We start from the raw sequence: 19,191 nt of genomic DNA, 5'->3' as shown, positions 1-19,191 counted from the left end.
GATACGCTCCAGGCGGCGGCCGGTATGGAGGTGCCCAGGCTCCTGCTTACCTCCGTCAGCACGGGGCTGAGCAGGAAGGAGTTGGAACCGATGACGGTCACCCCGAGCAGCAGTACGACCGTATTCCTGAACAGGCGGGAGGCGTTGTCTGCGGAAGGCGTTGTGCTCATGACTAGGTGCTGGTGGATGACCGATGTTGAAGCGGGGGATGGCGGAGCGAACAGCTTACGGGCTTCTGCGCAGGAATACATGGCCCGCGTTGCGCAAAATCATCCCCCGATTGCGCACGGCTCGGTCAGCAGGTCAAGGCAAGGGCTGACGCGGGACGCCTGCGGGCGGCAAGTCTCAACTCGCTTGGTCGCCGGCGAACAGCGGCGCGACGGCCGGTTCCAGCGGCGCGTGCACAGCCTTGCCGTCCTTTAGCGCCACATGGCGAACTCCCGCGCCCGGCCGCAGCGCGTAGGCGGCGACCAACTGGGGGCGTCTTTCGGGCTGCGTGGCGTACTCCACCGCCGCGTCGCTGTCGACGGCGATGCCGGCACTGCGGATTTCGCCGCGCTCCAGCATGTTCGGATAGCTGTTGGGATAATCCGGGCTGTGGCGCCTCGCCACCTCGTAATGCGGGCAGACGCTGCCCTCGATCCAGCCGAGGCCCTGTATTCCTTGCAGATCCGCGGCCTGGCCGGCGGAATCCGTCAGCATCTCATCGTAAGCGAAGGCCATTCCCGCGCTGCCGCCGAATACGACGATGTCCTGCGCATCCAGAGCCAGCCTGAGCGCGACGTCGAAACCGACCCGTTTCCATACCGACACCTGCGCGGCCGTATTGCCTCCGGGCAGGACCACCATGTCGAACCCGACGAGTTTCTCCCGGCAGGCGTCGGGCTTCATGCCTGCGCGTTCAGGGTCGAAGAACTCGATGGCGACGCCATGCAGCCGAAGCGAGTCGCTCAGGTCGCGCAGGCGCTGGGCACATTGTTTCTCAGTGTATTCGGCCCAGTGCAGCGATGCGGTCGGCACGACGACCACCTTCGGCTGCAAACCGTGGCGGACCGCGCGCGTTCTGTTCAGCGCATGCTGGCGTATGCGATGTCCCGTGTCGCCATAGACTACCGGCTGGTAAAAGCCGCCTACGCCGATGATCCAGCTCATGCTTCCCCCGTCGTGTGCATGCGTTTCCTCAGTCGCGGCCGGCTGCGCCGGCCTGCAGTTCGGCGCGCAGCCACTCCAGCATCCGCTGCTTGCGTGGATCGGCTTCCAGCGTCTCCGTGCCGAGCAGAAAATACGCCGAACCATCGGCGACGAAGCCCCGCGGTGCCTGCAGCACGCCGGTGGTCAGTTCGCTTCCGACCATGAAGTGCGATGCGATCGCCCAGCCGAGCCCGGCGATGGCGGCCTGTATGATCAGGTGGAAATGTTCCAGCCAGATGTCGCGGCTGCCGTGCAGGGAGGTGCCGCTGGCTGCGCTCCAGCGCGCCCAGGCTTCGGGGCGGCTGCGGGTATGCAGCAGATCGACGCCGCGCAGTCTGTCGGTGTTGGCCTCGAACGGGGTTTGCAGGGATGGCGCGCCGACCGGGCCGACGTATTCGTCGGCAAGATGCCAGGCGCTTACGCCGGGGTCCCAGGCGAAATCGTTGCGGCGGATTGCGAGGTCGATGCCGTGTTCGCGCCAGGCCACCGGGCCGCCGGCGGTGACGAGCTTGAGCGACAGCTCCGGCACTTCCGTCTGCAGCGTGGGCAGGCGCGGGATCAGCCAGCGCATGGCGAGCGTGGGTTCGCAGGACAGCGTCAGAGCCTCATTGCTCGGCGGCTGTTTGATGCGCTGCGTCGAGGCGCGGATGAGATCGAAGGCTTCGGAGGCTGCCGCGAGCAGCTGTTCGCCCGCCGGCGTCGGTGTCAGCCCGCGCCCGGCCCGGGTGAACAGGCCGATGCCCAGGTTGCTTTCGAGCTGCTTGACCTGGCGGCTCACTGCGGCATGCGTGACGCACAGCTCCTCTGCGGCGCGCGTGACGCTGCCGAGTCGGGCGGTGGCTTCGAAGGCGCGCAGCGCGTTGAGCGGCGGCAGTTTCGGTTTCATTGAGAAAAGCTTACGGCATCGTGTGAGAAATCGTCGCTATTCGCGGCGCGGGCGGCTTGCTAACGTGCGGCTACGAATCGGCACATGGCAAGGCAAAGGAGTGTAATCCGATGGCAAGCGAAAAATCCGGCGATGCGGTCGTCGACATGCGCAGCGACACGCTGACCCAACCGACCGAGGCCATGCGCGAGGCCATGGTGCGGGCCGAGGTCGGCGACGACGTCTACGGCGAAGACCCCACCGTCAACGAACTCGAGCGGCTCGCCGCGGAGCGCCTGGGCATGGAGGCGGCGCTGTTCGTGCCCAGCGGCACCATGGGCAACCTGATCTCCGTCATGGCCCATTGCGGGCGCGGGGACGAGATGATCCTCGGTGCGGAGGCGCATATCTTCTACTACGAACAGGGCGGTTCGGCGGCGCTGGGCGGCGTGCATCCGCGCACCCTGCCCAACCGCGCCGACGGCACGCTCGATCTCGCCCAGGTCGAGGCCGCTGTGCGCGAGGACAATGCCCATTATCCGGTCAGCCGTCTGCTGGCGCTGGAGAATACGCAGAACCGCTGCGGCGGCCGTGTGCTGACGCCGGAGTATATGGCCGCCGCCGCCGACCTTGCGCACGCGCACGGCCTGCGTCTGCACGTCGACGGAGCGCGCATCTGGAACGCCGCCGTCGCCTTAGGCGTGCCGCCTGCGCGCCTGCTGCGCGGCGCCGACAGCGTCTCGGCCTGTCTGAGCAAGGGGTTGTCCGCGCCGGTGGGATCCGTGGTGGCCGGCAATCGCGAGTTCGTCGCCCGCGCGCGCCGTCTGCGCAAGGCGGTGGGCGGCGGCATGCGCCAGGCCGGCGTGATCGCTGCCGCCGGCATTGTCGCGCTGAACGAGATGGTCGATCGTCTGGCCGAGGATCACGCCAATGCGCAGCGTCTGGCACGGGGCTTGGCCACGCTGGATGGCGTGAGCGTCGATCCGGCTGCCGTGCAGACCAATCTCGTCTATTTTCATCTCGATCGGCCCATTGCCGCCGCGCTGTGCGCCACGCTGGCCGAGCGCGGCGTGCTGATGAGTCCGACCGGCGCCGACAGCATTCGCGCCGTAACGCATCGCCACGTCGGCTCTGGGGATATCGCGCACGTGCTGACGATGTTCTCCGATGTGCTGAGGGCGAAAGCCGCATGAGGAAACGAGCATGAGCGCAACGATACCGGGCCCCGACGGCCAGCCGCGCTGCCGGTGGTGCGAAGCGGCGCCGGAGTTCTTCGCCTACCACGACGCCGAGTGGGGCTATCCGGTGAGCGACGACAGGCGCCTGTTCGAGAAAATCTGCCTGGAGGGTTTTCAGTCCGGCCTGAGCTGGCGCACGATTCTGGCCAAGCGCGAGAACTTCCGCGCGGCGTTCCACGGTTTCGATTTCGACAAGGTCGCGCTGTTCACCGAGCAGGATATCGAGCGCCTGCTGCAGAACGCCGGCATCATCCGTCACCGGGGCAAAATCGAAGCGGTCGTCAACAACGCCAGGCGCGCGCAGGAGATGGTCGCCAGGGACGGTTCGCTGGCAGCCTTCTTATGGCGCTACGAACCCGATCCGGCACAGCTGCCCGAACCGCAGACCGTTTCCACCTCGCCGGAATCCGTCGCCCTGTCCAAGGCATTGAAAAAGCTGGGCTGGAAGTTCGTCGGCCCGACGACGGTGTACGCCTTCATGCAGGCGATGGGGCTGATCAACGACCACGCGGAAGGGTGTGTCATCCGGAGCCAGGTCGAGCAGGCGAGGAACGCGTTCGAGCGTCCTTAGCCCAGGGCGATGCGGCGAGGGCTTTCGCCTCCCGCATCGCCCTGGCTGGCCGCGGGTCAGACCCCGGTACGGGTGAGCACCGCGTTGCCGCGCACCCCCCGCGTGCGCAGCGTGTTCAGGACATCGGGCGTCTCGAGCCAGTTGGCGACCAGGCCGATCTCCGGGTGCAGGCGTCCTTTCGAGACGTAGCTCACCAGGGTCGCCAGGTCGCGTCCATCCGGCACGTCGCTGTCGGTATAGTCGAAGTGCCGGATCGTTCCCGATGTCGGTCCTTCCCAAAAGCGGAAGAAATCGATTGTTGGCGCGCTGCGGCTCGCCTGGCCGAACCAGATCAGGGTGCCGCGCGGCCGGAGCTTGCACAGCGCCTGCTGCAGCGAGTCGCCGCCGACCGATTCCAGCACGACGTCGAAGGGGCCTTCGGCGTCGGCGACGTCGTGCACGATATGATCCGCACCCAGCTCTTCGAGTCGCGCCCCGCGCTCTGGCGAGGCGGTGACGGCCGTCACCTCGGCGCCGCCGGCTGCGGCGAGTTCCGTGAAATAGTGGCCGACGCCTCCGGACGCGCCCGTCATCAGGACGCGCCGTCCGGCGAGTTGGCCTGCGGCGCGCAACAGGCGCAGCGCGCTCAGGCCAGCCAAGGGCAGCGCCGCGGCAACGATCGGGTCGACACCTTCCGGCAGTTTCGCGAGTTGGGAGGTTTGAACGGCGACGCGTTCGGCCCAGCCGGCCGCGGGCGGGTGAGCGACCACGCGCGCTCCGACCTCAGGCCCGGAACCGTCGGCGGCGGAACGGATCACGGTTCCGGCCACGTCCTTGCCCGGCCGCCATCCCGTGGCGGGTTTTTCCAACTGGAAGGTTTCTCCGCGGTTGACCGAATAGGCTTCCACTTCGACGACGGCGCAATCGGGCGCCGGGTCGGGCTCGGGAACGTCGCGCAGGATGACGGCTCTCTCGAAATCGCCGGTGGGCATGAAGGCTTTCATTGTGTCGCTTCCTCGTGTGGCGTGGTGACGGTTCGAGGAAGTATGAGATTATTGGTATATATTTTTAAGAAGGCACTTATTAGTGGTGTAGGTACCCAAAGGATACTTATGAGCGACGATTTCGACGTGATGCGGGACGCCTGTCCGACGCGCCAGGTTCTGGGGCGCGTCGCGAACAAATGGACCATGCTGGTGGTGTTGGCCCTGGAGGGCGGCACGCTGCGGTTTTCCCAGCTGCGTGCGCGTGTGGAAGGCGTGACCCAAAAGATGCTGACGCAGACGCTCAGAGCGCTTGAGCGCGACGGCATGATCACGCGCCGCGTCTACCCGACGGTGCCGGTGACCGTCGAATACGCCTTGACGCCGCTGGGCCGAAGCCTGGGTGAGGCGGTGGCCGTCGTCCGCAACTGGGCCTACGCCAACATGCCGGAGATCGAGAGCGCCCGCAGGCGCTACGACGCAGAGGAAAGCTGAATTTCGGACGCGCCGACTTGCGGCACGCCACGCTGCTGGGCATGCGGGCGGTGTAGTGTCTGGTCAGGCATTCCTCATGCAGGTAGGCTTGTGCGATTTCGCAACTTCCTGAAGATCCCGCGTGCAGGACTCCGAACGCCTCCAACAGCTGCTAAACCGCCTCGACGACGTACGTCCGCGCGAGCGCGTGGAGTTCTCCAAGCGTCTGGCAGGCCTGGAGCGCCGCGTACGTGGTGGGCAGCCGGTCGACCGCGGTCTGGCGAAGCTGGAGCCGGAAATCGAGGCCGCCTGTGAACGCGTGGCGGCGCGGCGTGCTGCGCTGCCAGTGCCGGAGTACCCCGACGAGCTGCCGGTGGTCGCGCGGCGCGAGGACATCGCCCGCGCCATCGCCGAGAACCAGGTGGTCATCGTCTGCGGCGATACGGGCTCGGGCAAGACCACCCAGCTGCCCAAGATCTGCCTGGAGCTGGGGCGCGGCGCCGCCGGCCTGATCGGCCACACCCAGCCGCGGCGCATCGCCGCGCGCAGCGTCGCCACGCGCATCGCCGAGGAACTCAAGACCCAGGTCGGACGCGGCGTCGGCTTCAAGGTGCGCTTCTCGGATCACGTCAGCCCCGAGAGCTATCTCAAGCTGATGACCGACGGCATTCTGCTCGCCGAGATGCAGCAGGACCGCCTGCTCACCCAGTACGACACGCTGATCATCGACGAGGCCCACGAGCGTAGCCTCAACATCGATTTCCTGCTCGGCTACCTCAGGCGCCTGCTGCCGCAGCGCCCCGACCTCAAGCTGATCATCACCTCGGCCACCATCGACCCGGAGCGCTTCTCGCGCCACTTCGGCGACGCACCCATTCTCATGGTCGAGGGCCGCACCTACCCCGTTGAAGTGCGCTACCGGCCGCTGGTCACGCTGGAGGACGACGACGAGGACCGCAGCCAGACCCAGGGCATCGTCGAGGCGTGCATCGAGCTGGCGCGCGAGGGCATGGGCGACATCCTGGTGTTCCTGCCCGGCGAGCGCGAGATCCGCGAGGCCGCCGAGGAATTGCGCAAGCACCATCCGCCGCACACCGAAATCGTGCCGCTGTACGCGCGGCTCTCGGCCGCCGAGCAGCACCGCGTGTTCGAGAGCCATGCCGGGCGGCGCATCGTGCTCGCCACCAACGTCGCCGAAACCTCGCTAACCGTGCCCGGCATCCGTTACGTGGTCGACACCGGCACCGCGCGCATCTCGCGCTACTCCTGGCGCGCCAAGCTGCAGCGCCTGCCCATCGAGCCGATCTCGCAGGCCTCGGCCGACCAGCGCAAGGGTCGCTGCGGGCGCGTCGGGCCGGGCGTGTGCATCCGCCTGTACAGCGAGGAGGACTTCGCCTCGCGCCCCGAGTTCACCGATCCCGAGATCCAGCGCACCAACCTCGCCGCCGTGGTGTTGCAGATGGGCGCGCTGGGCCTGGGCGAGGTCGCCGACTTCCCGTTCATCGATCCGCCCGATCCGCGCCTGGTCAAGGACGGCTACCTGCTGCTCGAAGAACTGCATGCGGTGAACGGGCAGAATCGCCTCACCGACATCGGCCGGCGCCTGGCGCGATTGCCGGTCGATCCGCGCCTGGGCCGCATGCTGCTCGCCGCCGAGCGTGAGGGTGCGCTGCGCGAGGCCTTGGTCATCGTCTCCGCGCTCGCCGTGCAGGACCCGCGCGAACGTCCCGCCGACCGCCAGCAGGCCGCCGACGAGGCGCATAAGCGCTTCCACGACGAACGCTCCGACTTCCTCGCCTACCTCAAACTCTGGGAGCACTACCACGAGCAGGCCAAACACCACTCCAAGTCGCAGTTGCGCAAGCTCTGCCAACGCGAGTTCCTGTCGTGGATGCGCCTGCGCGAGTGGCGCGAGACCCACCGCCAGTTACATGGCCAGCTCGCCGAGATGGGTTTCCGCGAGAACCAGCAGCCCGCCGAGTACGACGCCATCCACCGTGCGCTGCTCACCGGCCTGCTCTCGCACGTCGGCTTCAAGTCCGAGGACGAGCGAGACAAGCATGCCTATCTCGGCGCGCGCAACCGCAAGTTCCACATCTTCCCCGGCTCCGACCTGCACAAGCACGGCCCCAAGTGGCTGATGGCCGCGGAGATCACCGAGACCGCGCGCACCTACGCCCGCACCGTCGCGCGCATCAAGCCGGAATGGATCGAACAGCTCGGCGCGCATCTGCTCAAGCATCACATCTTCGAACCGCACTGGGAACAGCGTCCGGCGCGCGTCGGCGCGTTCGACAAGCTCACGCTCTACGGTCTGGTGGTGCAGCCGCGCAAGCGCGTCGACTACGCGCGCACCCATCCCGCCGAGGCGCGCGAGCTGTTCATCCGCCACGCCCTGGTCTACGGCGAGTTCCGCAGCCGCGGCGGCTTTCTCGCGCACAACCGCGAGCTGATCGAGGAGGTCGAGGAACTGGAGGCCAAGGCTCGCCGGCCGGACATCCTGGTCGACGAACACGTGCTGTTCGAGTTCTACGACCGCCTCATCCCGGCCGACATCAACAACGGCAAGTCCTTCGAGCGCTGGCGCGAGCAGGCCGAACATGAAAACCCCAAGCTGCTGTACCTGACGCGCGAAGCGCTGATGCAGCACGGCGCCGACGACATCACCGCCGAGCGCTTCCCCGACCAGCTTGCCGCCGGCGTGGGCCTGTCGCTGCCGCTGCGCTACCGCCTGGAGCCGGGCGGCGAGGATGACGGCGTGACGCTGACCGTGCCGCTGGCCGCGCTCAAGCAGGTCGACCTCGCGCGCTGCGAATGGCTGGTGCCCGGCCTGCTGGAGGAAAAGCTCACCGCGCTGATCCGCGGCCTGCCCAAGGCGCTGCGCAAGAATTTCGTGCCCGCGCCGGACTTCGCCCGCGCCTGTGCGCAGGCGCTGGAATTCGGCGGCGGCGACCTGTTCGAGGCGCTGACGCAGCAACTCAAGCGCATGACCGGCGTGGACATGCCGCTGGACGCCTGGGACCGCGCCGCGCTGCCCGAGCACCTGCGCATGCGCTTCGAAGTCATCGACGGCAAGGGCAAGGTGCTCGCAGCCGGTCGCGATCTGTCCGGGTTGACCGATACGCTGGAAGGCCGCGTGCAGCAGACCTTCGAGGCCATGCCCACGCAGAGCCTGGAGCGCGACGAGATCACCGCTTGGGATTTCGGTAACCTGCCCGAGAGCGTCGACATCGAGCAGCATGGCCTCGCGCTCAAGGGCTACCCGGCACTGGTGCGCGAAGGCGAGAAGATCGCTTTGCGCGTGTTGGACAGCGCCGCCAGCGCGCAATCCGCGCATCGCGAGGGCCTGCTCGGCCTGCTACACATCGTGCTGCGCGAACAGGTCAAGTATCTGCACAAGCGTCTGCCGCACGCGCAGACTATGTGCCTGCACTTCGCCGCGGTCGGACGATGCGAAGCGCTCAAGGACGACCTTATCGACGCCGTGCTGGAGGAGCTGTTCCTCGCCGAGCCGCTGCCGCGCAGCGAGGCCGAGTTCGCCGCGCGCGTCGAAGCCGGACGCAGCGAGATCGTCACCGCCGCCACGCAACTCGCCGAGCGCATGAACGACGCGCTCGCCGCTTTCCATCGGGTTCGTCAGAGCCTCAAGGGCAACGTCCCGCTGAGCTGGATCGAGGCCGCCGCAGACATCAACGACCAGTTAGCTCATCTCGTCTATCCCGGCTTTGTCCGCGCCACGCCTGCGGCGTACCGCCAGAATCTGCCGCGTTATCTCAAAGCCGTCGAGCGCCGCCTGGAACGCCTGAGTCAGCAGCCGGACAAGGATCGCCGCCTGCGTGTCGAGATCGAGCCGCTATGGGCGCGCTGCAAGCAGCGCTGGGGCGACGGCCGCAACGTCGGCGAGGCGCTGCGCGACTACCGCTGGCAGATCGAGGAACTGCGCGTGTCGCTGTTTGCGCAGGAACTCGGCACACCGCGGCCGGTGTCGGTGGCAAGGTTGGAGAAGCGGTGGAAGGAGATGGGGAGCGGCTGAGCGGATTGCGCTTAAAACGTCGTATCAAATCGCTTACGATGGTCTCAGCCGGATTTACGGGACGACGACCGATGCGACCATCCCTTGCCCTCGATCTTAAGCGCAGCGCCGTGCGCGAAGCGGCGGCGCGTTACCGTACTGCGAACCCACGCGTATTCGGATCGGCACTGCATGGCACCGATCGCGACAGCAGCGACCTCGATTTGCTGGTCGACGCGCTTCCGGGCGCGACGCTATTCGATCTTGGTGGGCTACAGGACGAGTTGGAATCCCTGCTGGGCGTCCACGTCGACCTGCTGACGCCTGCCGACATACCGCTCAAGTTTCGCGAAAGGGTGCTTGCAGAAGCGCGGCCGGTATGAGTGAGAACCGCTTGTCCGACTATTTCCAGCACATGCAGCAGGCTGCGACAGATGCGTGTGATTTCGTGAAAGGTTTGGATAAAAACGATTTTCTTGAGGACAAGCGCACTCAGCAGGCAGTCATCATGAGTCTGATCATCATCGGCGAGGCGGCTACGAAGGTGATGGAAGGACACGCCGGGTTTATGCAGGCGCATCCCGATGTCCCTTGGCGTGGAATGCGCGGCATGCGTAACCGCATCGCCCACGGTTACTTCGACATCAATCTGGATGTCGTGTGGGATACCGTGCAAACGGCGTTACCGGATCTGCTCGAACAACTACCTGCATTGTTGAATGCTGTGGAGAAAGGCGTTCCGTAAAGGCTTTTGGGAGCGGTGGTGGAATCTGTGGGTTTTGACTTGGGAGTACGCCGAGAAGGCAAAAGGCAAGACCAGACCCCGTGAGCGCACTCTGGGGCGACGGCCGCAACGTCGGCGAGGCGCTGCGGGACTACCGCTGGCATATCGAGGAACTGCGCGTGTCGCTGTTCGCGCATGAACTGGGTACTCCGCGGCCGGTGTCGGTGGCGCGGTTGGAGAAGCGGTGGAAGGAGATGGTAGGTTAAACGGGATGTAGGTGAGTTTGGTGCTGGTTGCTGCATGGCGCTGCTATTTTTGCCAAAAGTAGGCCTTGTTTAGTTTGTTTGCTTGAGGGTTGATATTTCCTTGTAATACTTAAACGATAGTTTTGTAAATAGGCTGGGGTCAGCGTGTCTTATGAACGCAAGATGCCCTTTCAGTTTTGGGATGTCTATTGGAGAAAGTCGGTCTTCTTTGTAAAGTTTCAAAAGTAAACGGACATGGCTTCTATAATTTGAATGGACCGTGACCTTTCCTTGGTTTGTTATGCGTAGTCCAGTTATTAATGTGGATCCTCCATTTCTGCTCATAAACCTGGTTTTTTCTCGTTTTATTTTTAATGATGGGTGTTTCGTTTCTTTTAGTAAGTTGTTTATTTCGTTTAGGAATTCGTTGCAGGCTCCTTTTTTGTCCGTCGAAAAAATAAAATCATCGGCGTATCTTGTTAAAGTGGTGTCGCCAAAGCGATCTGGGTCGTTGTCGATTCTTTGTTTTATTTCTAGGTCAATGGGGTGCATGACAATATTGGATATGAGGGGCGATGTTTGGTATCCAACTGGGAGTCTTTCATTTTTGTCAAAACACGATTTTTTTATTAGATCTTTTGTGGGTGATTCTAAAATCCATGAATCAAGAGTGCGTTTGTTGTTTTTTAGTGCCTCCAATAGATCTTTGAATTTTATCGAAGGAAAGAAATTTTCTATATCAACCCTGATAGAATAAAGCGAGTTGGTGTGGAGTTGTGTGTTCAAATTTATAGATGTTCCAGCCTGGAATGCGGTTGCGATATCGCTAATGGGGAGTTTGGATAGAATATTTAAATTAACCCAGGATTGTATGGGCTTTAATTCGGCAGCACATTGTATCGCTATTCGGTTTCCTCCTTGCTTCTTAGGTATCTTTATTATTCTAAATCTAGAGTGCGCGACTCTAATGGCATTTATTATGTTTTCTTCTGGAATATCTAAATCTTCAGAAATTATTTCGGTTATTTTTGGCATTCTTCAATCTCTCTGGATTATTTTTTAAGTGATGGTTTCTAAAGGCGGATGTAAGTGAATGATATTCGGGGCCATAGCGCAAAAATGGGATTGTAATCGGAGAGTGATATATGCGCTTATTGTTGTCTTCGAAGCTGTATATTAACCGGGCTTCCCTCAGAATACCCAGCAGGTGTGTTATCATGTCATATGGTCTTTTCCCGAAAAGAACAATTAGTATGTTGATTAGTTCGGCCCTGGTTATTGGGCCGGATGCTATGATTAGATCATGAATAAAATAAAGAATTTCTTTTCGAGGTGAGAGGTCCGAAAGGTCTGAGGTTACTCGTACTGCATGCTTATGTGTTGGTGGTGTTGCAGCGATACTTAGATCATTGAATACTTCTCCAATGCTATCGACGTAATCATTTTTATCGTGAAGCATGTGATACAAGAGTACTGGAGAGTTTACTTCTTTTGCGGCTGATATTGGGCCGGTGTTTATAAATGATTGGCTGTTTTCGTGGTGTTTGTCATTTATTATTATTAGTTTTTTTCTGAGCTTTTGGTGTGAAAAAGCTCCTAGCTCACAAAAGGCGCTTTCGCTTTCTAGTATAATTATTATTTTGTCGGCAACATTTGTTATTTCGTGTTCTAGGTCTAGTATGTTCTTATTTTTTTCGGTCTTTGATAGTTCGTTGAAAACGCCTTCTGCGTAGATGACTCTATATTCTGGTGACAACCCCTCCAGATGCTTCTTTATGGCCTCTCTTCTTCTGGAAGGGGTGTTGTGCGCGCGATTTGCTCCGCATAAGAAGAAGAGTTGGTTGGCGCGTGAAATAAGTGGTGGGGCGGCGTTAAGTGCCGCCCCAAATTTCTTTAGACGATTGCCTATGCTGTTATTAGGATGTTGCAGTCTATATAGTTTCATGCCTACTAATGCGCGCGATGGATTCTGATCCTGATTCCCGACGACTGGCGGGAATCAGGATCAGAATCCATCGCCAGAAGGGTAAAAAATCAAGGCGGATTGCAACCCGCAACCCGGTTCAGCCGAAGCTGAACAAACGCTAGGCCTTAGTATTGTTGTCTGGCCGCTTAGCTAACGCAAGCACGGCGGACAGTCTGGTCTTCCTTTTGACCGTGCGATGTCGCTGTATTTGCGCTCATGCCAGCGCGAATACGGTGGCACTGTACTATCTGCACCGTAATCGCGCTGCCGGACGTTTCGAATCCATCGCCGACCTCTCGAACCAGGAGAAGCCATGAGCCTCGTCGTCGAACGCCTCTACCGCTATCCCGTCAAGGGACTCAGTCCCGAGGCGCTTGCCGCCGTGACTCTCGAAGCCGGCCGCTGCCTGCCGCATGATCGCCGTTTCGCGCTCGCGCGCAGCGATGCGGCCTTCGACCCGACGCACCCGGTTCATCTGCCCAAGACCCATTTCTTCATGCTCATGCGCGACGAGCGCCTGGCCGAATTGGGCACGCGGTTCGATGCGGAGAGCGGAGATTTCGAGGTCGCCCGCGGCGGCGAGGTTCTGCTCTCGGTCAATCTGGACGATTCGGGCGGCCGCGAGGCCGTCGAGCGTTTCTTCGCCGAATTCCTTGGCGATGCGCCCGGCGTTCCTCCGAAACTCGTCGAGGCGCCGGGCCATGCCTTCGGTGACGCCCGCCGCCGGCCCAATGCCGAGACCGGACAGTACGTCTCGCTCATCAATCTCGCCAGCATCGCGGCCCTTTCCGAGCGCGTCGGCGCCGAACTCGACCCGCTGCGCTTTCGCGCCAACGTCTACTTCAGTGGTCTGCCGGCACGGGACGAACTCGACTGGGTCGACGGGCATCTACGGATCGGCGGCGTACGTCTGCACGTGGTCTCCCCCATCACCCGCTGCGCCGCCACCACCGTCAACCCCGCCACGGCTCGCCGCGACGTCAACGTGCCGCGTGAGTTGATGCAGCACTTCGGGCACAACTACATGGGCGTGTATGCGGAGGTACTCGAAGGGGGTGAACTCGGAGTGGGCGACGCCCTGTTAGTGGAGTCCGCCTGACCGAAACGGGTATCTCCGGCAAAAAATAGTTTCTTTTTAGAAGAAAGAATCGACCATGAACACCAAAGAGTCTTGTTTTTGTCAAAAAGTCCGCGACCGGAATAATGGACCATTGGATGTGAATTAATCTGTAATCCTTCCAGTGTAACACTGTGATGCCAATCGAGTTCATGGATCTTAACATAGCCTTTCTCTCTAAAAAAATCGCCTAGTCCCAACGGCACAACAACTTCAATATCCTTTTTGTTCGGAAGTGATAGGGCTGGATAATGCCGTGTTACTGTTAAAAATACTGTGTATCGATATTCTCCAATCCAAAACGACAAGGCATGAGAGCCGCCCAGATCTCCAGATTCCCAGTTTTCCTTAAAGCACAATTTAGGCGGAAGTTTACGTTTAGGGTATTCCAGTTCAATCGAGGTCCTGCTGCGGCCGTAGCGATACTGAAGATATCCTTTCTCTTTACTGATATCTGGCGATGCGCAAAGCGACACCATCTTTTTGTTCTTTAGCTCTCCAGTCAAAACGGTGATTTGATCCCGTTTGCAAAGAGTTTTTGCTCTTATCGGCTTAGCGCCTATCCCCAATAGATACGACTTGTTCATCGGAACCGGCTCGTTCGGCTTGGACTGACCCGCATGCGCGTCAAACGGGGCGACGAGCAAGAGCATCGACAAACAGGCCATGGCTGCGCCACGCCGCTTGTCGATCACCGATAAAATAGTCCGCGTAAGCCGCATCATGTTCTCTTCGTATCGATAATGCATCGGCGTCTCCCATACTCCAGGTATTTCGCTACCGCCACATGACAGGCTGCCCGATAGTGCCGATCGCGTACGCCAACTGAAGCCTCGTCGCCAGCAAGCGGTCCATCGCCAACCTCGACGATTACATCACGCAAAAGGAGCTGGATGGCCTGTTTTTGAAAATCGCGGACGAGGAAAAGGCCATCCGTACTCAGCCTGTGGCCCGCACGACCGATTTGTTGAGAAAGGTGTTCGGCAGCGTTCGATAGACTTGCCCATTCGCTACTGCGGAAATGACCGAGTACGGTCACACGTTTGAACACTATCCGATAGCTGCGCCCGCACCGCACTGACGGAGCGGGCGCAGATACTCAGCTAGCGACGACCGGAATCTTCCCGATCCGCGCCTGCCACTCGGCAGGGCCGGTCCGGTGCACCGAGGTGCCCTGGGCATCGACTGCCACCGTCACCGGCATGTCCTGCACGGTGAATTCGTAGATGGCTTCCATCCCCAGGTCCTCGAAAGCGACGACGCGGGATTCCTTGATGGCCTTGGACACCAGGTAGGCGGAACCGCCGACCGCCATGAGGTAGGCGCTCTTGTGCTTGCGGATCGCATCGATGGCTGCCGGGCCGCGCTCGGCCTTGCCGACCATGGCGATCAGCCCGGTTTCGGCGAGCATGGTCTCGGTGAATTTGTCCATGCGGGTGGCGGTGGTCGGGCCGGCCGGGCCGACCACCTCCTCGCGCACCGGGTCGACCGGGCCGACGTAGTAGATCACGCGGTTGGTGAAGTCCACTGGCAGCTTTTCGCCCTTGGCCAGCATGTCGGCGATGCGCTTGTGCGCCGCGTCGCGGCCGGTGAGCATGTGGCCGGACAGCAACAGCGTCTCGCCGGGCTTCCACGAGGCGACTTCTGCCGGCGTCAGCGTGTCGAGGTCGACGCGGCGGCTCTTCTCGCCGTCGGGCGTCCAGTGCACGTCGGGCCACAGGTCGAGGCTGGGCGGCTCCAGGTAGGCCGGGCCGCTGCCGTCGAGCACGACGTGGGCGTGGCGGGTGGCGGCGCAGTTGGGAATCATCGCCACCGGCAGGTTGGCCGCGTGGCAGGGGAAGTGCTTGATCTTCACGTCGAGCACGGTGGTCAGGCCGCCCAGGCCCTGGGCGCCGATGCCCAGCGCGTTGACCTTCTCGTACAGTTCGAGACGCAGTTCCTCGTACTGATCGCGCGGCCCGCGGGCGATCAGCTCGCTCATGTCGATGTCTTCCATCAGGGCCTGCTTGGCCATCAGCATGGCCTTCTCGGCGGTGCCGCCGATGCCGATGCCGAGCATGCCCGGCGGGCACCAGCCGGCGCCCATGGTCGGCACGGTCTTCAGCACCCAGTCGACCAGGTTGTCCGAGGGGTTGAGCATGGCGAACTTGCTCTTGGCCTCCGAGCCGCCGCCCTTGGCCGCCAGCGTGATGTCGACGGTGTTGCCCGGCACTAGTTCGACGTGCAGCACCGCCGGGGTGTTGTCGCGGGTGTTCTTGCGCGCGAACAGCGGGTCGTCGAGCACCGAGGCGCGCAGCTTGTTGTCGGGGTCGAGGTAGCCCTGGCGCACGCCTTCGTTGACGGCGTCCTGCAGGGTGCCGCCGAGTCCTTCGAAGCGCACGTCCATGCCGATCTTCAGGAACACGTTGACGATGCCGGTGTCCTGGCAGATCGGGCGCTTGCCCTCGGCGCACATGCGGCTGTTGGTCAGGATCTGGGCGATGGCATCGCGCGCCGCCGGGCTTTCCTCGCGCTCGTAGGCCTGCGCCAGGTGCTGGATGTAGTCGGCGGGGTGGTAGTAGCTGATGTACTGCAGCGCGGCGGCAATCGTTTCCACCAGATCGGATTCTTGGATGACGGTCGTGGTCATGTGTCGGCTTCCATGCGTGATTCAGAGGTGCAATATGTTAGGCCGTTCGCTGTTCCGGGTCAGGCCCCGGCAATAAGCATAGTTGGATCGGTCGCGCTATTTGGCGACGCCCGTGCCGGGTGTCGATCGTGCGCAATGCGGCTGGCATCGCTGTCGACCGCTGATTGATGCGTTAAGATTGTGATTTGCCTTTCTTATTCGGCGGCGTGGCTGCCCGGATACTGGTGTTTGCTATGCGGGGGTTCGTCACCAAATGCAGATAGATACCGACGAACTCCCTGTGGCTGGCGACGAAGCTCTACGTTGCCTGCCGGCCGGCGTGGTCAGGCTCGACGGCGAGGTGCTGGACTACGCGAATCCGGCCGCGCTCTCGATTCTGGAGGCCGACGACGCCGGGCAGGTGCTGGGCCGGCCGGCGCTCGATTTCATCCATATCCTCGATCGCGCCCGGCTGTCGGTTCTGTTGAGGCGGATCGGACGTCTGGATGGCGCCAAACCTGGCGTCGAGTGTCAGATCCGTACCTGCCGGGGCAACCTCCGTGCTGTCACCATGACCAGTGCGGCCGGCGAAGGGACGGACGACACCGCCTGGATCGTGTTCATGGACATCACGCGCCGGCGTCTCAATACCCACCTGCAGGAAACCGAGCGCAACATTCGCCGCCTGTTCGCGAACACCTCGGACATCTACTACCGCATCGATGCCGAGGGCAAGGTGCTGATGGCCAGCCCTGCGGTGGAGCGGGTGCTCGGGTACCGTCCCGAAGAGGTCGTGGGTTGCGATTCCACCATTTTCTATGCCGATCCGGGCGAGCGTCAGGTCCTGGTCGAGCAACTGGCTGCGGATGGTCAGGTCTCCGATTACCACGTGCGCCTGGTGAGAAAGAGCGGCGATCTGGTGGACGTTTCCTTCAGCTCGCATGCGCTGTTCGACGACGAGGGCAACTACATCGCCGTCGAGGGTGTCATGCGCGATATTACCGAGCGCGTGACGCTGGAGCGGCTGTTGCGCCAGTTGGCCGCCACCGACGAACTGACCGGCATTTCCAATCGCCGTACCTTCCTGGAACACGCTGCGCAGGCATTGCGGCGCTGGCAGAGGCATCGCCAGCCGCTCGCGCTGCTGATCGTCGATCTGGATTGGTTCAAACAGGTCAATGACCACCACGGACATCTCTACGGCGACGAGGTCCTCAAGCGCTTCACGGATACCGTACGGACCGAACTGCGCGAAATCGACATCTTCGGTCGGTTGGGTGGGGAGGAGTTCTGCGTGGTGGTGGAGCGTTGCGGCGTGGGCGAAGCCACGGAGGCGGCTGAACGCATCAGAGCGAGGGTCGAGGCAATGGAGTTGACGGCGCCCGACCGGTCGCGGCTGCATCTGACCGTCAGCATCGGAGCCACCTGCGTTCAGCCCTCCGACCGACGCATCGAGGAGCTTCTGAGTCGGGCAGACGCCGCTTTGTACGTCGCCAAACAAAGTGGACGAAACCGTTTGAAATGGGCTCCGGACGCGGACGTCCGAAATGTCTGAAGCGCTGCCGTACGCATGAAGGTATGGCCGGCCTGAGATCCCCGGATGCCGCTGTTCCTGATCCGGCGAGGAGACAAGCCGGCGCCGTTGGCAGCTTGTGTCGGATGCCCGGCTAATCCATCTTTAGCCCTGAAGTGACAACAATTGAAGCGCTGGGCGTGTTGTTACCGACGGAAGAAGTCGACGCGGCTCGGTGGATGAGCGTAATGCCGCGGGTTTTGTCGGAAGCGGTGTTCCCGGATTGGTGGGAGGATGCAGTGGTATTCGAGCAGAGTCAGTTTGACGTAAACGATGCCTGGGTCGTTTTTCGGCTGAATAGCGTGCCAATGTCTACTGAAGTCGATGGTGACTTCAACCTGCTGTGCATCATGGACGTGGCGAGTTGCTACATATTCGGTAACGAGTTGATGCCCGTTCAGTCGTGGGATGTGCCGGAATCCGCCGTGACGCGATTGATCGAGTCGGGGAAGTCGCAGGCCCAGTTGTTGCCACATCGATTTCTTCTGTCCTCGGAGTTCGAACTGGAAAGGTTCGAGGCTACGGCGGATCAACTGGGCGTGGAAGTGCAGTGGGCGACGGACGAGGAGTTATTGCCCCTGGTCTCGGAAACACGTGAGATTTTCCGCGAGAGCTTTGAGCGGAGGGGATCGAATTAGGAGTCCGGCAGGCCTTGCCGCGACGATCCGTTCGCGGCGGGTGAAGCGCGCGCGAACGCGGCTTCATTCGCGTAGCAGCCGTTCTGTCTCCCGCTCGATCTGTTGCGCCTGACGGTCGCCCGCGTGGGTCTCGCCGACGTGCCTGAACCGCAGCCGGCCCTGTTTGTCGGCCAGGTAGAAAGCTGGCCAGTAGCGGTTGTGCAGGGCGCGCCAGTAGGCCAGGTCGTTGTCCATCATTACCGGGTAGCCGATCTTGAACTCGGCGATCTTCGCGGCCAGCCGGAAGCGGCTTTTCTCGTAGCCGAACTCCGGCGAATGGATACCGATCACCTGAAACCGCTTGCCGGCAAATCGGCGCTCGATCTCGTGCAGCCAGGGGATGGAGCGATAGCAGTTCCAACAGCCGAAGGTCCAGACGTCCAGCAGCACCACTTTGCCGCGCAGGTCCGCTCGGCGTAGCGGCGGGCTGTTGAGCCAGTCTTGCGCCTGAGTGCTGGTGAACTGCGGCATCTGCCGGGCGCCGCCGACGGGCGCCGCGCCGGCGAGCGGTGCGAGGAACAATGTCAGAAGAAGGAATGTAGAGCGCATGGTGCAAGTCCCGGGTGACGTGGTTACCTTAGTCGGCCCGGCATGCCCGCGGCTTACAGTTCCGGCATCGTGCCGGACGATTTTCTACCGCTTCGCACATTGAACTGAATCAGACGAACTACACTTGTACACAAACAACACCTAAATGATCGTGGTGACATGCTGTCGACCCTCTACTGGACCGTTGATTTGTGCGCAGACGCCGATCAAGGGGGCTGGGAGCCGGCTGAACAAGCGAATGCTCTGAATGAGCTGCAACAGACGGCCGGGTTCCTGCTTGGTGCTTGTTTGCAGGGGGAGCGCTCCCCGGCAGGTGGAGTTGCGACTGCGCGTTGCGACAGATCGCCGGCGCGGCGGTCCGGGCTGCGAATTCCCCCACGAACCCGGCGGGCCTTGCGCGGGGCCGACGCTCAGTAATC

19 protein-coding genes are annotated in these 19,191 nt (G+C 61.9%); 11 read left to right on the top strand and 8 right to left on the bottom strand.

Features of this window, described 5'->3' with window-relative positions; genetic code table 11:
* Positions 1-345: 345 nt before the first annotated feature.
* Positions 346-1,152, bottom strand: a complete 807-nt coding sequence (locus P8014_RS06520) for a Type 1 glutamine amidotransferase-like domain-containing protein (protein WP_337816498.1) — start codon at positions 1,150-1,152, stop codon at positions 346-348.
* A 28-nt stretch (positions 1,153-1,180) separates the two neighbouring features.
* A complete protein-coding gene (locus tag P8014_RS06515) occupies positions 1,181-2,077 on the bottom strand; it encodes a LysR family transcriptional regulator (protein ID WP_337816497.1) in 897 nt (298 codons plus the stop codon).
* A gap of 110 nt (positions 2,078-2,187) precedes the next feature.
* On the opposite strand from P8014_RS06515, the gene ltaE reads away from it, so the two are divergent.
* Together ltaE and P8014_RS06505 are read left to right on the top strand one after the other, a co-directional pair.
* Positions 2,188-3,249, top strand: a complete 1,062-nt coding sequence (gene ltaE / locus P8014_RS06510) for a low-specificity L-threonine aldolase (RefSeq protein ID WP_337816496.1) — start codon at positions 2,188-2,190, stop codon at positions 3,247-3,249.
* 10 nt (positions 3,250-3,259) lie between these two features.
* Complete coding sequence (locus tag P8014_RS06505; protein ID WP_337816495.1) at positions 3,260-3,865, top strand: DNA-3-methyladenine glycosylase I; 606 nt, start codon at positions 3,260-3,262, stop codon at positions 3,863-3,865.
* 56 nt (positions 3,866-3,921) lie between these two features.
* On the opposite strand, the gene P8014_RS06500 is transcribed toward P8014_RS06505, so the two are convergent.
* Entirely contained in the window at positions 3,922-4,848 is a 927-nt protein-coding gene (locus P8014_RS06500; protein ID WP_337816494.1) for a zinc-binding dehydrogenase, read from the bottom strand.
* A gap of 108 nt (positions 4,849-4,956) precedes the next feature.
* On the opposite strand from P8014_RS06500, the gene P8014_RS06495 reads away from it, so the two are divergent.
* The 5 genes from P8014_RS06495 (at position 4,957) to P8014_RS06475 (ending at position 10,303) form a co-directional block, all read left to right on the top strand.
* Positions 4,957-5,322 (top strand): helix-turn-helix domain-containing protein, encoded by a 366-nt coding sequence (locus P8014_RS06495; protein ID WP_337816493.1) that lies wholly within the window; start codon positions 4,957-4,959, stop codon positions 5,320-5,322.
* A 121-nt stretch (positions 5,323-5,443) separates the two neighbouring features.
* A complete protein-coding gene (gene hrpA, locus P8014_RS06490; RefSeq protein WP_337816492.1) occupies positions 5,444-9,334 on the top strand; it encodes an ATP-dependent RNA helicase HrpA in 3,891 nt (1,296 codons plus the stop codon).
* A 71-nt stretch (positions 9,335-9,405) separates the two neighbouring features.
* The gene (locus P8014_RS06485) at positions 9,406-9,696 is read left to right on the top strand and encodes a nucleotidyltransferase family protein (protein ID WP_337816491.1); all 291 of its coding nucleotides are present in this window, start codon (positions 9,406-9,408) and stop codon (positions 9,694-9,696) included.
* Positions 9,693-10,058 carry a DUF86 domain-containing protein gene (locus tag P8014_RS06480; RefSeq protein ID WP_337816490.1) on the top strand — a complete coding sequence of 122 codons (366 nt, stop codon included), beginning with the start codon at positions 9,693-9,695 and terminating at the stop codon, positions 10,056-10,058. Before P8014_RS06485 ends, P8014_RS06480 begins: the two co-directional genes overlap by 4 nt.
* 80 nt (positions 10,059-10,138) lie before the next feature.
* Positions 10,139-10,303, top strand: coding sequence for a DUF3418 domain-containing protein (locus P8014_RS06475; protein ID WP_337816489.1), 165 nt, complete (start codon positions 10,139-10,141; stop codon positions 10,301-10,303).
* A 69-nt stretch (positions 10,304-10,372) separates the two neighbouring features.
* Here the strand turns inward: P8014_RS06475 and P8014_RS06470 are convergent, their stop codons facing one another.
* Together P8014_RS06470 and P8014_RS06465 are read right to left on the bottom strand one after the other, a co-directional pair.
* Positions 10,373-11,317, bottom strand: coding sequence for a retron St85 family RNA-directed DNA polymerase (locus P8014_RS06470; RefSeq protein WP_337816488.1), 945 nt, complete (start codon positions 11,315-11,317; stop codon positions 10,373-10,375).
* On the bottom strand, positions 11,289-12,227 hold the full coding sequence (locus P8014_RS06465) for a retron St85 family effector protein (RefSeq protein WP_337816487.1): 939 nt from the start codon (positions 12,225-12,227) through the stop codon (positions 11,289-11,291). Before P8014_RS06465 ends, P8014_RS06470 begins: the two co-directional genes overlap by 29 nt.
* A gap of 334 nt (positions 12,228-12,561) precedes the next feature.
* Between P8014_RS06465 and P8014_RS06460 the strand changes: the two genes are divergently transcribed.
* A complete protein-coding gene (locus P8014_RS06460; protein WP_337816486.1) occupies positions 12,562-13,347 on the top strand; it encodes an MOSC domain-containing protein in 786 nt (261 codons plus the stop codon).
* Here P8014_RS06460 and P8014_RS06455 read toward each other — a convergent pair.
* Positions 13,269-14,114, bottom strand: coding sequence for an MBL fold metallo-hydrolase (locus tag P8014_RS06455; RefSeq protein WP_337816485.1), 846 nt, complete (start codon positions 14,112-14,114; stop codon positions 13,269-13,271). The two genes, P8014_RS06460 and P8014_RS06455, sit on opposite strands and share 79 nt — an antisense overlap.
* A gap of 104 nt (positions 14,115-14,218) precedes the next feature.
* Here P8014_RS06455 and P8014_RS06450 point away from each other — a divergent pair, with 104 nt between their 5' ends.
* Positions 14,219-14,362 (top strand): DUF4197 family protein, encoded by a 144-nt coding sequence (locus tag P8014_RS06450; RefSeq protein ID WP_337816503.1) that lies wholly within the window; start codon positions 14,219-14,221, stop codon positions 14,360-14,362.
* 102 nt (positions 14,363-14,464) lie between these two features.
* Here the strand turns inward: P8014_RS06450 and P8014_RS06445 are convergent, their stop codons facing one another.
* Positions 14,465-15,994: a fumarate hydratase gene (locus tag P8014_RS06445; RefSeq protein WP_337816484.1), complete on the bottom strand. Its 1,530-nt coding sequence runs from the start codon at positions 15,992-15,994 to the stop codon at positions 14,465-14,467.
* A gap of 253 nt (positions 15,995-16,247) precedes the next feature.
* Between P8014_RS06445 and P8014_RS06440 the strand changes: the two genes are divergently transcribed.
* Together P8014_RS06440 and P8014_RS06435 are read left to right on the top strand one after the other, a co-directional pair.
* Complete coding sequence (locus P8014_RS06440) at positions 16,248-17,528, top strand: diguanylate cyclase (RefSeq protein ID WP_337816483.1); 1,281 nt, start codon at positions 16,248-16,250, stop codon at positions 17,526-17,528.
* Positions 17,529-17,662: 134 nt separating this feature from the next.
* The gene (locus P8014_RS06435; RefSeq protein WP_337816482.1) at positions 17,663-18,184 is read left to right on the top strand and encodes a hypothetical protein; all 522 of its coding nucleotides are present in this window, start codon (positions 17,663-17,665) and stop codon (positions 18,182-18,184) included.
* A 63-nt stretch (positions 18,185-18,247) separates the two neighbouring features.
* Here P8014_RS06435 and P8014_RS06430 read toward each other — a convergent pair whose 3' ends face one another.
* Positions 18,248-18,772 (bottom strand): redoxin domain-containing protein, encoded by a 525-nt coding sequence (locus P8014_RS06430; RefSeq protein ID WP_337816481.1) that lies wholly within the window; start codon positions 18,770-18,772, stop codon positions 18,248-18,250.
* Positions 18,773-19,191 lie beyond the last annotated feature (419 nt).

Origin of the sequence: Acidihalobacter sp., from assembly GCF_037381185.1 — a bacterium.
Lineage (GTDB): Bacteria > Pseudomonadota > Gammaproteobacteria > DSM-5130 > Acidihalobacteraceae > Acidihalobacter_A.
Note: the sequence above shows the minus strand (reverse complement) of the source record. Positions and strands in the feature narration are given on the sequence as shown.

What these genes read in the sequence shown, in the direction of transcription:
- P8014_RS06520 (WP_337816498.1), bottom strand. Translation starts at nt 1,152, where the DNA reads ATGAGCTGGATCATCGGCGTAGGCGGCTTTTACCAGCCGGTAGTCTAT.
- P8014_RS06515 (WP_337816497.1), bottom strand. Translation starts at nt 2,077, where the DNA reads ATGAAACCGAAACTGCCGCCGCTCAACGCGCTGCGCGCCTTCGAAGCC.
- ltaE (WP_337816496.1), top strand. Translation starts at nt 2,188, where the DNA reads ATGGCAAGCGAAAAATCCGGCGATGCGGTCGTCGACATGCGCAGCGAC.
- P8014_RS06505 (WP_337816495.1), top strand. Translation starts at nt 3,260, where the DNA reads ATGAGCGCAACGATACCGGGCCCCGACGGCCAGCCGCGCTGCCGGTGG.
- P8014_RS06500 (WP_337816494.1), bottom strand. Translation starts at nt 4,848, where the DNA reads ATGAAAGCCTTCATGCCCACCGGCGATTTCGAGAGAGCCGTCATCCTG.
- P8014_RS06495 (WP_337816493.1), top strand. Translation starts at nt 4,957, where the DNA reads ATGAGCGACGATTTCGACGTGATGCGGGACGCCTGTCCGACGCGCCAG.
- P8014_RS06485 (WP_337816491.1), top strand. Translation starts at nt 9,406, where the DNA reads ATGCGACCATCCCTTGCCCTCGATCTTAAGCGCAGCGCCGTGCGCGAA.
- P8014_RS06480 (WP_337816490.1), top strand. Translation starts at nt 9,693, where the DNA reads ATGAGTGAGAACCGCTTGTCCGACTATTTCCAGCACATGCAGCAGGCT.
- P8014_RS06470 (WP_337816488.1), bottom strand. Translation starts at nt 11,317, where the DNA reads ATGCCAAAAATAACCGAAATAATTTCTGAAGATTTAGATATTCCAGAA.
- P8014_RS06465 (WP_337816487.1), bottom strand. Translation starts at nt 12,227, where the DNA reads ATGAAACTATATAGACTGCAACATCCTAATAACAGCATAGGCAATCGT.
- P8014_RS06460 (WP_337816486.1), top strand. Translation starts at nt 12,562, where the DNA reads ATGAGCCTCGTCGTCGAACGCCTCTACCGCTATCCCGTCAAGGGACTC.
- P8014_RS06455 (WP_337816485.1), bottom strand. Translation starts at nt 14,114, where the DNA reads ATGCATTATCGATACGAAGAGAACATGATGCGGCTTACGCGGACTATT.
- P8014_RS06445 (WP_337816484.1), bottom strand. Translation starts at nt 15,994, where the DNA reads ATGACCACGACCGTCATCCAAGAATCCGATCTGGTGGAAACGATTGCC.
- P8014_RS06440 (WP_337816483.1), top strand. Translation starts at nt 16,248, where the DNA reads ATGCAGATAGATACCGACGAACTCCCTGTGGCTGGCGACGAAGCTCTA.
- P8014_RS06430 (WP_337816481.1), bottom strand. Translation starts at nt 18,772, where the DNA reads ATGCGCTCTACATTCCTTCTTCTGACATTGTTCCTCGCACCGCTCGCC.